Annotated in this window: 15 protein-coding genes and 1 tRNA gene; 11 read left to right on the top strand and 5 right to left on the bottom strand. The window is 47.8% G+C overall.

Annotated features, from left to right (window positions below; all coding sequences use genetic code 11):
• Positions 1-75: 75 nt before the first annotated feature.
• The gene (locus HMPREF3047_RS04565) at positions 76-1506 is read right to left on the bottom strand and encodes an alanine/glycine:cation symporter family protein (RefSeq protein ID WP_070712322.1); all 1431 of its coding nucleotides are present in this window, start codon (positions 1504-1506) and stop codon (positions 76-78) included.
• Positions 1507-1867: 361 nt separating this feature from the next.
• Here HMPREF3047_RS04565 and HMPREF3047_RS04560 point away from each other — a divergent pair, with 361 nt between their 5' ends.
• Positions 1868-2596, top strand: a complete 729-nt coding sequence (locus tag HMPREF3047_RS04560; RefSeq protein ID WP_045075242.1) for a YebC/PmpR family DNA-binding transcriptional regulator — start codon at positions 1868-1870, stop codon at positions 2594-2596.
• 59 nt (positions 2597-2655) lie between these two features.
• Here the strand turns inward: HMPREF3047_RS04560 and HMPREF3047_RS04555 are convergent, their stop codons facing one another.
• The 4 genes from HMPREF3047_RS04555 to tgt all read right to left on the bottom strand — a co-directional run bounded on the left by HMPREF3047_RS04555 (position 2656) and on the right by tgt (position 6080).
• Positions 2656-3147, bottom strand: a complete 492-nt coding sequence (locus tag HMPREF3047_RS04555) for a disulfide bond formation protein B (RefSeq protein WP_070712321.1) — start codon at positions 3145-3147, stop codon at positions 2656-2658.
• 202 nt (positions 3148-3349) lie between these two features.
• Positions 3350-3748 (bottom strand): c-type cytochrome, encoded by a 399-nt coding sequence (locus tag HMPREF3047_RS04550; protein ID WP_070616128.1) that lies wholly within the window; start codon positions 3746-3748, stop codon positions 3350-3352.
• Positions 3749-3868: 120 nt separating this feature from the next.
• Positions 3869-4879, bottom strand: coding sequence for a ferrochelatase (gene hemH / locus HMPREF3047_RS04545; RefSeq protein ID WP_070712320.1), 1011 nt, complete (start codon positions 4877-4879; stop codon positions 3869-3871).
• 85 nt (positions 4880-4964) lie between these two features.
• On the bottom strand, positions 4965-6080 hold the full coding sequence (gene tgt / locus HMPREF3047_RS04540) for a tRNA guanosine(34) transglycosylase Tgt (protein WP_070712319.1): 1116 nt from the start codon (positions 6078-6080) through the stop codon (positions 4965-4967).
• Between the two features lie 237 nt (positions 6081-6317).
• Here tgt and HMPREF3047_RS04535 point away from each other — a divergent pair.
• From HMPREF3047_RS04535 to trpA, 10 genes are all read left to right on the top strand, one after another.
• A tRNA-Val gene (locus tag HMPREF3047_RS04535) sits at positions 6318-6394 on the top strand.
• A 52-nt stretch (positions 6395-6446) separates the two neighbouring features.
• The gene (thrS, locus tag HMPREF3047_RS04530) at positions 6447-8360 is read left to right on the top strand and encodes a threonine--tRNA ligase (RefSeq protein ID WP_003745962.1); all 1914 of its coding nucleotides are present in this window, start codon (positions 6447-6449) and stop codon (positions 8358-8360) included.
• A 17-nt stretch (positions 8361-8377) separates the two neighbouring features.
• Positions 8378-8899 carry a translation initiation factor IF-3 gene (gene infC, locus HMPREF3047_RS04525; RefSeq protein ID WP_079453677.1) on the top strand — a complete coding sequence of 174 codons (522 nt, stop codon included), beginning with the start codon at positions 8378-8380 and terminating at the stop codon, positions 8897-8899.
• Positions 8900-9041: 142 nt separating this feature from the next.
• A complete protein-coding gene (gene rpmI / locus HMPREF3047_RS04520; RefSeq protein ID WP_003675505.1) occupies positions 9042-9239 on the top strand; it encodes a 50S ribosomal protein L35 in 198 nt (65 codons plus the stop codon).
• Positions 9240-9251: 12 nt separating this feature from the next.
• Positions 9252-9611: a 50S ribosomal protein L20 gene (gene rplT / locus HMPREF3047_RS04515; RefSeq protein ID WP_003675502.1), complete on the top strand. Its 360-nt coding sequence runs from the start codon at positions 9252-9254 to the stop codon at positions 9609-9611.
• 248 nt (positions 9612-9859) lie between these two features.
• The gene (gene pheS, locus HMPREF3047_RS04510; RefSeq protein ID WP_003683075.1) at positions 9860-10849 is read left to right on the top strand and encodes a phenylalanine--tRNA ligase subunit alpha; all 990 of its coding nucleotides are present in this window, start codon (positions 9860-9862) and stop codon (positions 10847-10849) included.
• A gap of 103 nt (positions 10850-10952) precedes the next feature.
• A complete protein-coding gene (gene pheT / locus HMPREF3047_RS04505; RefSeq protein ID WP_070712318.1) occupies positions 10953-13316 on the top strand; it encodes a phenylalanine--tRNA ligase subunit beta in 2364 nt (787 codons plus the stop codon).
• A 114-nt stretch (positions 13317-13430) separates the two neighbouring features.
• Complete coding sequence (locus HMPREF3047_RS04500; protein ID WP_003680933.1) at positions 13431-13733, top strand: integration host factor subunit alpha; 303 nt, start codon at positions 13431-13433, stop codon at positions 13731-13733.
• On the top strand, positions 13717-14064 hold the full coding sequence (locus HMPREF3047_RS04495) for a hypothetical protein (RefSeq protein WP_070585792.1): 348 nt from the start codon (positions 13717-13719) through the stop codon (positions 14062-14064). The genes HMPREF3047_RS04500 and HMPREF3047_RS04495 overlap by 17 nt, the downstream gene beginning before the upstream one ends.
• A gap of 324 nt (positions 14065-14388) precedes the next feature.
• Positions 14389-15174: a tryptophan synthase subunit alpha gene (gene trpA, locus HMPREF3047_RS04490; protein ID WP_070712317.1), complete on the top strand. Its 786-nt coding sequence runs from the start codon at positions 14389-14391 to the stop codon at positions 15172-15174.
• Positions 15175-15234 lie beyond the last annotated feature (60 nt).

The raw sequence follows: 15234 nt of genomic DNA, 5'->3' as shown, positions 1-15234 counted from the left end.
TTTTGGGGAATTTTGCAAAGGTCTCGGCCTGAAATAAAAAACCTCTCAGTTTGTCTGAGAGGTTTTTGTTTGTCGTTAATCTGGGTTTTTGTCGTGAAATTCGTGGAATTCATAGTTGTAGGTCAGCTCTCTGCCTGCTTTGGTTTGCGCCAGATAATCGTCGTAAACCGCACGGATTTCCTTACGCAGCAGGAAGAGGGCGATTAAGTTCGGCAAGACCATAAAGCCGTTGAACATATCGGACATACTCCAAACCAAATCCACTTTGCCCAAGGTACCCAATACGATGGCCACCAAAACCAGTGCGCGGTAGATGCCCAAGTGTTTGCCACGGAACAGGAAGCGGATATTGGATTCGCCGAAGTAGTACCAACCGATGATGGTGGTGAAGGCGAAGAAGGTCAGACAGACGGCGAGCAGTTGCGAACCGAAACCCGGGAAGGCTTTGTTAAACGCCAGTTGGGTAACCGCAGCGCCGGTTTCACCGGACAGGTTGGCATCGGTCAGTAGGATAATCAGCGCTGTTGCCGTGCAGACCATCAGCGTATCGATAAAGATACCGATAAACGCAGCCATGCCTTGTTGCACAGGGTGTTTGACGTTGGCAGTCGCATGAGCGTGCGGGGTCGAACCCATACCGGCCTCATTGGAAAACAGGCCGCGTGCCACACCGAAGCGGACTGCCTCGCGCATACCGATACCGGCTGCACCGCCCAATACCGCTTCAGGATTAAAGGCGGCGACAAAGATGCTGTGGAACATCGGGATGATGTGGTCGGAGAATTTGAACAAAATAATCACGGCACACAAGATGTAAATCACCGCCATAAACGGCACGACAAATTGCGCGATACCGGCAATGCGGTTGATGCCGCCGATGATGATCAGACCGGCGAATACCGCTAAAGCAATGCCGACAGCCATCGGAGGAATATCGAAAGCCAAATTCATGGCCGAGGCGATGGAGTTGGATTGGGTCGCGTTACCGATGAAGCCCAGTGCGATAATCAAGGCAATGGAGAAAAAGCCGGACAGGAAACGCGCCGTACCACGGCCGATTTTTGGGGTCAGGCCGTGCGTGATGTAAAACGCAGGGCCGCCGATGTATTTGCCGTGGCTGACCACGCGGTATTTTTGCGCCAAAACGGCTTCTGCAAAAATGGTAGACATGCCCAAAATGGCAGACAACCACATCCAAAAAATGGCACCCGGGCCGCCGGCAGTAATTGCAGTGGCGACACCGGCAACGTTACCGGTACCGATTTGGGCGGAAATCGCCACGGCAAGCGCTTGGAATTGAGACAGGGATTTGCCTTCGTGGTCTTTGTCTTTTTTACTGAACAAGCCGCCGAAAACGGATTTGAAACCCGTTCCTAATTTGGTAATTTGCGGTGCGCCCAAGTACAGGGTAAAAAACAGGCCGATGCCGATTAAGGCATAAATCAGCAGGTAGTCCCAAAGAACCAGATTGACTGCACCCACCAGAGCAGACAATATTTCTTCCATAATATAACCTTTAAGAAAAACAAATAAAAAGAAAATGATACAGGCAACTACTCCCGTTCATTTTCGCGGTTGGCAACAAGGGCGAGCAGGCCGTTTTGCCGTTTAATACCGGTTAAGTTGTTAACAATCCTGACCGATTTTGTCATCATACCGTAAACTTTCGTGAATTAAAACGAAAAACTGACAAAGGTTTGCCGCAAATATGCATCTTTAAAAAAGATTCTTTGTTTTTCAGACGGCCTGTTTTTGCAAATATTCGGGCCGTCTGAATATTTTGGCTAAAGACAACTTATGATAAAATGCACGCCTTACAAATAAAGCACATCCCGCCTCAGCGCGTGAAAAAACGAAAGGAATCAATATGGCAGGTCATAGTAAGTGGGCAAATATCCAACACAAAAAAGCCCGACAAGATGCCAAACGTGGCAAAATCTTCACCCGTCTGATTAAAGAAATTACCGTTGCTGCCCGCATGGGCGGCGGCGATCCCGGCGCGAACCCGCGCCTGCGCCTGGCTTTGGAAAAAGCCGCCGAAAACAATATGCCTAAAGACAACGTGCAACGTGCCATCGATAAAGGTACGGGCAATCTGGAAGGCGTGGAATACATCGAGTTGCGTTACGAAGGCTACGGCATCGGCGGCGCGGCTTTGATGGTGGACTGTCTGACCGACAACAAAACCCGTACCGTTGCCGACGTGCGCCATGCGTTCACTAAAAACGGCGGTAACTTGGGTACCGACGGTTGCGTAGCGTTCAACTTCGTGCATCAAGGCTATTTGGTGTTTGAACCGGGCGTTGACGAAGATGCGCTGATGGAAGCGGCTTTGGAAGCCGGTGTGGAAGACGTCATCACCAACGACGACGGTTCCATCGAAGTGATTACCGCACCGAACGACTGGGCAGGTGTGAAAGCGGCTTTGGAAGCCGCAGGCTACAAATCTGTTGACGGCGATGTTACCATGCGCGCCCAAAACGAAACCGAGTTGAGCGGCGAAGATGCGGTTAAAATGCAAAAACTAATTGACGCATTGGAAGATTTGGACGACGTACAAGACGTTTACACTTCTGCCGTGCTGAATCTGGACTAATGGTTTAAAGAATCAAAGGCCGTCTGAAATTTCAGACGGCCTTTTTATATTGAAACCAATCAGATTTTTCTGGTTTTCAACCAAGCCCAAAGCAGCAGCAATACCACGAAGCTGAAATACAAAATACTCCACACCGGCAGGGCAACGCCGAATAGATAGTCCGGCTCGGCGCAGTTGCCAAAGCCGCGGACGATGGGTTCAAACCAATCGAACAAAGGCCAGTCGCGCAGGCGGAAGGTCCAAGGTGCGCCGCAGGAAGGGGCGGTGCCGGGCGGTAGGCTTTGCAACCAAATTTGATAGGCGGCGACACCGGCACCGTAAACGGCCGGAGCGGCAATCAACAATGCCGAGAGCGAACGGGCAAATTTGGAAGATTGTGAGCTGAAGGCCGTAACAATGGCCAACAGCCCGACACCCAATAAGCACAAGCGTTGCAGGATGCACAATACGCACGGGTTCATGCCCAAAACGTATTGGGAAATAAAGGAGCCGCAGGCGGCAAATATGGAGAGGACGACTAAAAATAAAACAGTCTTGCGGAAAAAGTTCATGACATAAAACCTTTCAGACGGCCTGGACGCAAAACAGCCGATAAATAATGTTTACTTTAACACAAAACGCATATGCTTTTTTGGGTTTGACGGTTTTTTGCGTATGTTTGTTGATGTTGCGTAACCATATACATAGAAACAAAATGTGTCGTACAGAAAAGGCCGTCTGAAATGTTCAGACGGCCTTTAGGGGAGAGACGTTTTATTTTTTCCCGTGAGATTTTTTGACGTCTGCTTCAGTAATCGTACCGCCGCCATTATTAAAGGCGTTCATGATGTAAGTGGCAACGGCGGCGACATCGGCATCATTGATGGCGGTAGAAGGCATGAAGCCGTTGTAGGGTTTGCCGTTCACTTTAATCGGACCGTTGATGCCTTTGGTCATGCTTTGCAACAGGACTTGCGGTTTTTTGTTGATATAGTCGGACTGGAACAGTGGAGGGAACATGGCGCCACGGCCTTCGCCTTTTTTGCCGTGGCAGGCGGCGCAGTTGGTTTCGTAAATCTTTTGTCCTTTGCTCATCAACGTGGCATCAGCGGCAAAAGCGGTTGGGATGCTGAGTGCGGTCAGAAGGAGCAGGATAGGGCGGAGTGCAGTCATGATGTGTTCCTTTTTGAATAGTGTTTTTGATGGCTACACGCTTGGTTTGCGTTTGAATAACTTGATGATAACGCTAAAGGCCGTCTGAAAGTGGATTTTTCAGACGGCCTTTGGTTTAGGTCAAATCCAGCCTTGCAGATTGGTCCGGCTTAATTGGGCAAGTGCGGCAATCCAGTCGGCGGAATCGTTGAGGCAGGGGATGTAACGGTATTCTTTGCCGCCGGCGGCGTGGAATTGTTCGCGTCCCATAATGGCGATTTCTTCCATGGTTTCGAGGCAGTCGGCCATGAAACCGGGACAGAAGACGTCGAGTTTGGTCGTGCCTTGTTTCGGAAGTTCATCAAACAAGGCTTGCGTGCTGGGCTTGACCCATTGGGATTTGCCAAACTGGCTTTGGAAAGAAACGATGTATTCTTGTTCGGACAAGCCCAATGCCTGCGCGAGCAGTTTGGCGGTATGGTGGCACTCGTCAGGATAGGGGTCGCCGTCGTCGTGATGCTTTTGCGGAATGCCGTGGAAACTCAACATCAGTTTTTCGCCGCGTCCGTTTTGGGTCCAATAGGCTTCAATGTGCTGCTTCATGGCTTGGATATAAGCAGCATCGTCGTAGTAACGGGAGACAGTGCGGACGCTCATTTGGTTGCGTTGCAGCAATAACTCTTGAAACACTTTATCCAAAGCCGCGCCGGTAGAAGAGCCGGCATATTGCGGATAAAGCGGGATGACCAGCAATTTGCCCACGCCTTGGGCTTTGAGTTCCGCCAAAACATCGGCAACGCTCGGGTTGCCGTAAGTCATGGCATGACGGACGATGACATCGGGCAAATGTTTGGCCAGGGCTTCTGCTTGGCGGTGTGTGTAAACCTCAAGCGGCGAACCTTCTTTAAACCAAACTTTTTCATAGGCATGCGCGCTTTTTTTCGGGCGAAAAGTCAACACCAAGCCGCGCAATATCGGTTGCCATAAGAGCTTGGGCAATTCGACAACGCGTTGATCGGACAGAAATTCTTTCAAGTAAGGCTTGACTGCGGCAGCAGTGGGCGCGTCAGGCGTGCCGAGGTTGAGCAGCAGGACGGCGGTACGGTTTTGTGCGGTGTAGGCTAGGGCCGGTTCGGTATGGAAACGGGACATGGTTGTGCTTTATTAATGATGAATATTGAGGCCGTCTGAAAAGCAGTTTGAATCAAAACCTGATTTCAGACGGCCTTTAAAAGGGTTAATCCACACCACGGGCGCGGTTTTCATGGAATTGCGCCTGCCAATCGGCAAATTTGCCTTGTTCGATGGCTTCGCGCATTTCTGCCATGATGACTTGGTAGAAGTGCAGATTGTGGATGGTGTTGAGCTGTGCGCCCAAGATTTCGCCGACTCGGTGCAGGTGGTGCAGGTAGGAGCGGCTGAAATTCTGACAGGCGTAGCAGGTGCAGCTTTCATCAATCGGACGCTTGTCGAGTTTGTGTTTGGCGTTTTTGATTTTCAAATCTCCAAAACGGGTAAACAGCCAGCCGTTGCGCGCATTGCGGGTGGGCATGACGCAGTCGAACATATCCACGCCGTGTGCCACGCCGTACACCAAGTCTTCAGGCGTGCCGACGCCCATCAAGTAATGTGGTTTGTGTTCCGGTAGGATAGGGCCGACGGCGCGCAACATACGGTACATTTCGGGCTTGGGTTCGCCAACGGATAAGCCGCCGATGGCCAAGCCGGGGAAGTCGAGTTCTTCCAAACCTTTCAGCGATTCTTCGCGCAAATCTTCATACATCGCGCCTTGTACAATGCCAAACAGCGCATTCGGATTTTTCAGGTCTTCAAAAGCCTTTTTGCTTCGCTCCGCCCAGCGCAGGCTCATTTGCAGCGATTTTTGCGCTTGGTTGTGCGTTGCTTCGCCCGGGGTGCACTCGTCCAGCTGCATCACGATGTCGGAATTCAACACGGTTTGGATTTTCATCGACACTTCGGGCGAGAGGAACAGTTTGTCGCCGTTGATCGGGCTTTGGAATGTACAGCCTTCTTCGGTCAGCTTACGCATGTCGGACAACGAAAATACTTGGAAGCCGCCTGAGTCGGTTAAAATTGGCTTATTCCAACCGATAAATTCGTGCAGGCCGCCGAATTGTTCGATGACTTCCAAGCCTGGGCGCAGCCACAGATGGTAAGTGTTGCCTAAGATGATTTGCGCTTTGATGTCATGCAGGTTTTGCGGGTTCATCGCTTTGACCGAACCATAAGTGCCGACCGGCATAAATACCGGCGTTTCGATTTTGCCGTGGTTCAGTTCCAAAGTGCCGCGTCGGGCATGACCGTCTTTTTTGTGTAAGGTAAATTTGAGCATAGTAATAATAGATCGGACGTTCGCGTGTGTGCGAAATGAAAGGGCAGATTATAAAGGATTTTTCGTTGGTTGATGGCTGGATTTTATCTTTGTCAAAACAATGCTTCAGACGGCCTGAATGAAGGAGGAAATAAAAAATGAGGTATAAATCAAACAAAAAAATTCAGGCCGTCTGAAAAGTATTTACAGATGCTTGCAAAAGGGAACACGCTTCGTTACAATAAGCGACTTAGATGAAGGCACATAGCTCAGTTGGTTAGAGCACCACCTTGACATGGTGGGGGTCGTTGGTTCGAGTCCAATTGTGCCTACCAAATTTCCATAACGGCTTTATGCCGTTATTTTTTAATGTTTTGGAGCTTTCTGATGTTGAACATTACCTTGCCGGACGGTTCGGTCCGCCAATATGAATCACCCGTTACCGTGGCGCAAATTGCAGCGTCTATCGGTGCAGGTTTGGCAAAGGCAACGGTAGCGGGCAAGGTTAACGGTAAATTGGTGGACGCTTGCGATCCGATTACCGAAGATGCCCACGTTCAAATCATTACGCCTAAAGACAAAGAAGGCGTGGAAATTATCCGCCACTCCTGCGCGCACTTGGTCGGTCATGCGGTCAAGCAGCTCTACCCTGATGCCAAAATGGTTATCGGCCCGGTGATTGAAGACGGGTTCTATTACGATATCGCAACTGAAAAACCATTTACGCCTGATGATGTAGCCGCCATCGAAGCGCGCATGAAAGAGTTGATTGCACAAGACTACGACGTCGTTAAAGTGATGACGCCCCGTGCAGAAACCATCAAAATTTTCCAAGATCGCGGCGAAGAGTACAAATTGCGTCTGATTGAAGACATGCCTGAAGTGGAAGCAATGGGTATGTATCATCATCAAGAATACGTCGATATGTGCCGCGGTCCTCACGTTCCCAATACCCGTTTCTTGAAAAACTTCAAGCTGACCAAGCTGGCAGGCGCATACTGGCGTGGCGATAGCAATAATGAAATGCTGCAACGTATTTACGGTACGGCTTGGGCAAGTAAAGACGAATTGAAGGCTTATATCCAACGTATCGAGGAAGCAGAAAAACGCGACCACCGTAAGCTGGGTAAACAATTGGATTTATTCCACCTGCAAGATGAAGCGCCGGGTATGGTGTTCTGGCATCCTAAAGGCTGGGCTTTGTGGCAGGTGATTGAGCAGCATATGCGCAAAGAGTTGAATGCTGCCGGTTATAAAGAGGTGAAAACGCCTCAGATTATGGATAAAACCTTCTGGGAAAAATCCGGCCACTGGGAAAACTATAAAGACAATATGTTCGTGACCAGTTCAGAAAAACGCGAATACGCGGTTAAACCGATGAACTGTCCGGGTCATGTGCAAATTTTCAATAACGGTTTGCGCTCATATCGAGATTTGCCAATGCGTTTGGCTGAGTTCGGTTCTTGCCATCGTAATGAACCAAGCGGTGCATTGCATGGTCTGATGCGTGTTCGCGGTTTTGTGCAGGATGATGCGCATATCTTCTGTACCGAAGATCAAATCGTTGATGAGGCACGTGCATTCAATGAATTGCTGGTTCGCATTTACAAACAATTCGGCTTCCATGATGTTGCTGTGAAGCTGTCCCTCCGCCCTGAACAACGTGCAGGTTCTGACGAAGTCTGGGATAAGGCCGAACAAGGTCTGCGTGATGCATTGACCGCTTGCGGCGTAGAGTGGGAAGAATTGCCTGGAGAAGGCGCATTCTATGGTCCTAAGATTGAGTACCATGTTAAAGATGCCTTGGGTCGCTCTTGGCAGTGCGGTACCCTGCAGTTGGACTTCGTATTGCCGGAGCGTTTGAATGCAGAATATGTAACAGAAAACAACGACCGTGCACGTCCTGTAATGTTGCACCGTGCTATTTTGGGTTCGTTGGAGCGCTTCATCGGTATTTTGATTGAAAACCATGCAGGCTCATTCCCATTGTGGCTTGCGCCGGTTCAAATGGTGATTATGAATATCACCGAGAACCAAGCAGATTATTGTCGCGAAGTGGCTGCCAAGTTACAGGCAGCAGGCTTCCGTGTCGAATTGGATTTGCGTAACGAAAAAATCGGTTACAAAATCCGTGACAACAGCCAATACCGTTTCCCTTATCAAATCGTTGTCGGCGATAAAGAGAAACAAGAAAACAAAGTTGCGGTACGCCGCAAAGCAGAAGACTTGGGTTCTTTGAATGTAGATGATTTTATTGCACAATTGCAGCAAGAAATCACTGATGCCCTCGTCAATCATTAATTTTTATAGGAGTATTCATCATCGCTCAAGAACGCGAAGCACGAATCAATGGTGAAATTACCGCCAAAGAAGTGCGATTAATCAGTGAGTCAGGCGATCAGCTTGGTGTCGTTTCAGTTCGTGAAGCTCTGGCTATGGCCGAAGAGCAAGATGTCGATTTGGTAGAAATTTCCCCGACTGCCAAACCGCCCGTATGCAAACTGATGGATTACGGTAAATACAAATACCAACAAGCCAAGAAGCGCGACGAAGCCAAGAAAAACCAAAAGCAGGTACAAATTAAGGAAATTAAATTCCGTCCGGGTACTGATGAAGGCGACTATCAAATCAAGATGCGCAACATCAACCGTTTCCTTGCCGATGGTGACAAAGTCAAAGTGACATTGCGTTTCCGTGGTCGTGAGATGGCCCACCAACAATTGGGCGCCCAACTGCTTGAACGCGTAAAAGAAGAGTTGGCTGAAGTGGCACAAATCGAGTCCTTCCCTAAAATGGAAGGCCGCCAAATGGTGATGATGATTGCGCCTAAGAAAAAATAAAGCTATAATGCAAGGCTTATTTCGATTGCCGCTCGGAATAAGGTTTAATTAGCGGCAAAAACCGTGGTATTTTGGGATCCAAGTGTTTGAAATTTATTTCAAAACCCCTTATACCTTATCTAATAACGAATGGAGTTTTCCAATGCCTAAAATGAAAACCAAGTCTAGCGCGAAAAAACGCTTTAAAGTACTGGGTAACGGTGGTGTAAAACGCGGTCATGCGTTCAAAAGTCACATCCTGACCAAAAAAACCACTAAAACTAAACGTCAATTGCGCGGCACCGCTATGGTGGATTCACGCGATTTGGCTTCTGTTGCTAAAATGTTGCCCTACGCTTAAGGAGTTTAGAATATGCCACGCGTAAAACGCGGTGTTACCGCTCGTGCTCGTCACCAAAAAGTCTTCGCGTTAGCCAAAGGCTACCGCGGTCGTCGTAAAAACGTTTACCGTGTTGCCAAACAAGCGGTAATGAAAGCTGGTCAATACGCATACCGTGACCGTCGCCAACGCAAACGTCAATTCCGTCAACTGTGGATCGTTCGTATCAACGCAGGTGCTCGTGAAAATGGTCTGTCTTACAGCAAATTCATGAACGGCCTGAAACGCGCTGCTATCGAAATCGACCGCAAAGTATTGGCTGATTTGGCTGTATTCGACAAAGCTGCATTTGCACAATTGGTTGAAAAAGCTAAAGCTGCTTTGGCTGCCTAATTCGATAAGATTATTTAAAAAGGAAGCTTGTGCTTCCTTTTTTCTTTTCTTAAAGAAATCCTATGTAGTTGATTTTCTTTCTTTAAACTCTATTTTTTTATACTAATTTGCGATAAAATAGGCCTCTCTTATCAAACGGATTGGCCGCAGTAAGACAAAAGGCCGTCTGAACGGGTTTGCAATCAAATCCAACAGACGGCTTTGTTGTTTCAGACGGTCTGCCATCAACAAACAGACGATAAACCACTATGGAAAATGTAAACCGTATCGTTGCAGAAGGTATTGCCGCTATTGAAGCCGCGCAAGACTTCAATGCCTTAGAACAAATTAAAGCACGCTATCTTGGTAAAACCGGCGAATTGACCGGACTTTTGAAAACTTTGGGTCAAATGTCTCCTGAAGAGCGTAAAACCATAGGCGCGCACATCAACGAATGCAAAAATCAGTTTCAGACGGCTTTTAATGCCAAACGCGATGCCCTGAATGAAGCCAAGCTGCAAGCCCAATTGGCTGCAGAAGCCTTGGATATTACTTTGCCGGGCCGTGCGCAAGAACATGGCGGTTTGCATCCAGTTACTTTGACTTTGCAACGTGTGGTCGAGTTGTTTCACGGTATGGGTTTTGAAGTGGCGGACGGCCCTGAAATCGAAGACGATTTCCACAATTTCCAAGCCTTGAATATACCTGCAAATCACCCTGCGCGTGCGATGCAAGATACTTTCTACGTTGAAAACGGCGACGTTTTGCGTACACACACTTCGCCTATTCAAATCCGCTATATGCTCGACAAAAAAGAGCCGCCTATCCGCATTATTGCTCCCGGCCGCGTTTACCGCGTGGACAGTGATGCCACTCACTCGCCTATGTTCCATCAGGCCGAAGGTTTGTGGGTTGAAGAGGGCGTAACTTTTGCCGATTTGAAAGCAGTGTTCACTGATTTTATCCGTCGCTTCTTTGAACGCGATGACCTGCAAGTACGTTTCCGTCCGTCTTTCTTCCCGTTCACCGAACCTTCTGCCGAAATCGACATCATGGGCGAAAACGGCAAATGGTTGGAAGTAGGCGGTTGCGGTATGGTACATCCTAACGTGTTGAAAAATGTGAATATCGACCCTGAAAAATATACCGGTTTCGCTTTCGGCATCGGTCTCGACCGCTTTGCCATGTTGCGCTACAACGTGAACGACTTGCGCCTGTTCTTCGATAATGATTTGAACTTCTTGAAGCAGTTTAAATAAATTTCAGATGGTCTTTTGATAGGCCGTCTGAAAAGTAAATAGATATTACTGATTTCGTCTGATAAAAATTTGTTTCAGACGGCCTGATAGTAGAGAAAATAATATGCAATTTCCTTATTCATGGCTGAAAACCCAAGCCAATCCTGATCTTTCTGCCGATAAACTGGAACATCTTTTGACCATGGCCGGTTTGGAAGTGGAAGAAATCAATACTGCTGCCCCTGCTTTCAGTGGCGTGGTTGTTGCCGAAGTAAAATCCGTTGAAAAACATCCTGATGCAGACCGTTTGAACGTTACCCAAGTTGATGCCGGTACGGGCGAGTTGGTTCAGATTGTTTGTGGTGCACCGAATGTCAAGCCGGGTATTAAAGTGCCGTGTTCCTTGCCGGGTGCCGTTTTGCCGGGCAATTTCAAAATTAAGCCGACTAAAATGCGCGGCGTACCATCAAACGGTATGTTGTGTTCGACCAATGAACTGGGTTTGCCAGATGATGGTGTAGACGGTCTGCACATTCTGCCTGAAGATGCGCCTGTCGGTACCAACATCCGCGAATACTTGGATTTGGACGATACGCTGTTTACGTTGAAAATTACGCCTAACCGCGCTGATTGCTTGAGCGTTAAGGGTATTGCGCGTGAGGTTTCTGCGTTGACTCAATGTGCGTTTAGGCCTGTTGAAATTCAGACGGCCTCTATCGGCAGTGAGAAAAAACAGGCTGTCCGTATTGATGCACCGGCCGACTGTGGCCGTTTTATCAGCCGTGTTATTGAAAATGTTAATGCGAAAGCGGCTACTCCTGATTGGATGAAACAACGTTTGGAACGCAGCGGTATCCGCAGCATTTCCGCATTAGTGGACATCGGCAACTATGTGATGCTGGAAATTGGTCAGCCTATGCATGTTTTCGATGCTGACAAGCTGTCAGGCAGTTTGATTGTCCGCCGTGCTCAAAATGGCGAGACTTTGGCGTGCCTGAATGAGAAGACGGTTACTTTGGCTGACAATACACTGGTGGTCGCTGATGAAAAAGGTGCGTTGAGCTTGGCGGGCTTGATGGGCGGCGAAGCAAGCGCGGTTTCTGATGAGACGCAAAATATTGTACTGGAAGCTGCTTGGTTTGCTCCGGAGATTATTGCCGGTAAATCCCGTCAATACGGTTTTGGTTCGGATTCTTCTTTCCGTTTTGAACGCGGTGTGGACTACCGCTTGCAAGCTGATGCCATTGAGCGTGCTACCGAATTGGTGGTACAGATTTGCGGTGGTACAGCCGGTGAAATGGTTGAAGCACAAGGAAAATTGCCTGAGGCAAAACAGGTTGAATTGCGTTTAGGTCGTCTGAAAACGGTATTGGGCGTTGAAATTCCGGCCGAGCAAGTCGAAATTATCTTGCAACACTTGGGTTTGCAGCCTGAGAAAACTGCAGAAGGCTTCCGTGTCACTTCTCCTAGCTTCCGTTTCGACATCGAAATCGAAGCCGATTTGATTGAAGAAATCGGCCGCGTTTACGGTTATGAAAATATTCCTGACGACTATACTTCAGGCCGTCTGAAAATGTTGGCTTTGCCTGAAACCAAACGTCCGCGTTTTGCGGTTTATAACGAAATGGCGGCTCGCGGTTACCGCGAAGTGGTCAGCTATGCGTTTGTGGATGAGCAATGGGAGCAAGACTTTGCTGCCAATACCAATCCTATCCGCCTGCAAAATCCGTTGGCGGCGCAGTATGCCGTCATGCGTTCTACGCTTATCGGCGGTTTGGTGGAAGTTTTGCAAAACAATTTGAATCGTAAGCAAAACCGTGTACGCGTATTTGAAATTGCCCGTGTGTTCAGCAAAGATTCGGCTGATCAATTTGTTCAAAACGAACGTATCGGCGGTTTGTGGTATGGCTCTGTGCTGCCTGAGCAATGGGGTGAGAAAACACGCAACGTAGATTTCTACGATATGAAAGCCGATGTTGAGAGTCTTTTGAAAAACAAGGAAGTATCCTTTGTTAAGACCGAACATCCGGCATTGCATCCTGGACGTGCCGCCAATATTGTTTCAGACGGCAAAGTAGTTGGTTTTGTTGGCGAGTTGCATCCGAAATGGCTGCAAAAATATGACTTGCCACAAGCGCCGCTGGTATTTGAAATCGATATGGATGCGGTATTGGGTCGTGAGAAAACCCGTTATCAGTCTGTATCCAAATTCCAACCTGCGCGCCGAGATTTGGCATTTGTAATGCCTGAGGCTGTGACGCATGATGATTTGTTAAATGCCCTGAAAGCGGCAGCAAACAAGCTGGTTCAAGAAATCAGCGTGTTTGACGTTTACCGCGGTACGGGCGTGCCTGAAGGCATGAAGAGCGTTGCCGTCAAAATCATTTTGCAAGATATGGAAAACACGCTGACAGATGAAGTCATCGAGCCTTTGGTTGCGAAAATGATTAAAGCGGCAGCCGAAAAAGATGCACAGCTTCGCGCTTAAAATAAGATAAAAGTTGTCGCCAAAAATCACCAATAATATTTGATTTTTTGGTGAGGACTTGATTTTTAAAAGAATTTTGGTAATAATTGCACCAGTTTGAATGAAGGTAAACACATGACACTAACTAAAGCAGAATTGGCTGATATTTTGGTCGACAAAGTCAGCAACGTCACCAAGAATGATGCCAAAGAAATCGTCGAGCTCTTTTTTGAAGAAATCCGCAGCACTTTGGCGCGTGGTGAAGAAATTAAAATTTCCGGTTTCGGCAATTTCCAATTGCGCGACAAACCTCAACGCCCTGGCCGTAACCCTAAAACAGGCGAAGAAGTGCCGATTACCGCACGCCGTGTGGTAACTTTCCATGCCAGCCAAAAACTCAAAGGCATGGTGGAGCATTACTATGACAAACAACAATAATCCGGTTATTCCTGCCAAGCGTTATTTTACGTTGGATGAGATGTGCCAATTGGTGCAAATCAGTCCGGCTCAGTTTGCCCAATGGCAACATGAAAATAATGTTGTGATTGGATACGGTGGCGATAGATATACGCGCTCAGATGTAGTTAAGTTGTTGAAACTGAAAGATACGTTTGAACCGTACATCGATACGTTCAGTCGTGGCGCTTTGGATGCAAACGGCAATCCTGCCGCCAATGCAGAAGAAATCCGTCATGGTCTGATGCAGGTTTTGTCTGATTTGGAGCGTCATCTAGGTTCTGAACAACAAAACCATCATGTTGAGCTGTAATCGATAGGGAAACTCTGATCAAAAGTGCGAAGGCATACAAAGATTTGCATAATTGATTCTAATAAAGGCTGTTTGAATGATTTTCAGACGGCCTTTATTGTTTTATATTGCTTTCAAAATATCAGAATCTTGATTGCAAATGATTCTATGAAATAGCCGTAAATGTTATACTTAGCCTCTTGTTTACTGATTGGGAAGAAACAGTCATTAGAATGCGGATAGATGCCGCCTTTTCATGGCAGACTGAGGTTTTTAAAACAAATGTAACGGCAGAATAAACAGGCTGCCGGACAACATTCAAATCGATGAAATGGATAGCAGAAAATGAGCAGAATCCAACAAACTTTCTCAGCGCTCAATGGCGCAAAAGCACTGATTCCTTATATTACGGTGGGTGATCCCAACCTTGAGACGACCTTGGCATTGATGCATAGCCTGGTGGCTAATGGTGCTGATATTTTGGAACTGGGTGTGCCGTTTTCTGACCCGATGGCAGATGGCCCGACTATTCAACGTGCGGCTGAAAGGGCGTTGGCAAATCATGTTTCTTTGCGCGACGTATTGGAAACAGTACGCTTGTTCCGCCAAACCAATGATAAAACGCCGGTTGTCTTGATGGGCTATTTGAACCCAGTACATAAAATGGGTTATCAGGCGTTTGCGCAAGTGGCTGCCGAAGCAGGCGTAGATGGCGTGTTGACCGTGGATTCTCCGGTAGAAACCATTGCTCCTTTGCATGAGTCGTTGAAAGCGCAAGGTATTGATTGTATTTTCCTTATTGCGCCAACGACAACTGAGGAGCGTATTCAAACGATTGCCAAAGTAGCCGGCGGTTTTGTGTATTATGTGTCGCTCAAAGGTGTAACCGGTGCGGCAAGTTTGGATACTGAAGAAGTTTCGCGTAAAATAGAGCTTTTGCGCAAATACATTGATATTCCGATTGGAGTCGGCTTCGGCATCAATAATGCGGAGAGTGCGCGTAAGATTGGTGCGGTGGCGGATGCCGTTATTGTCGGCAGCCGTATCGTCAAAGAGATTGAAAGCCACGCAGGTAGCGAGGCCGAAGCGGTAGGCGTGTTGGTTAAAGAGTTGAAAGACGCGATTCGCTAATATTTTTTATTCCATTATTTCAGACGGCCTTACATTCAACAGGCCGTCTGAATTCTGAAT

Origin of the sequence: Neisseria sp. HMSC075C10, from assembly GCF_001815615.1 — a bacterium.
Taxonomy (GTDB): domain Bacteria; phylum Pseudomonadota; class Gammaproteobacteria; order Burkholderiales; family Neisseriaceae; genus Neisseria; species Neisseria subflava_A.
This window is presented reverse-complemented; position numbering and strand designations above follow the sequence as displayed.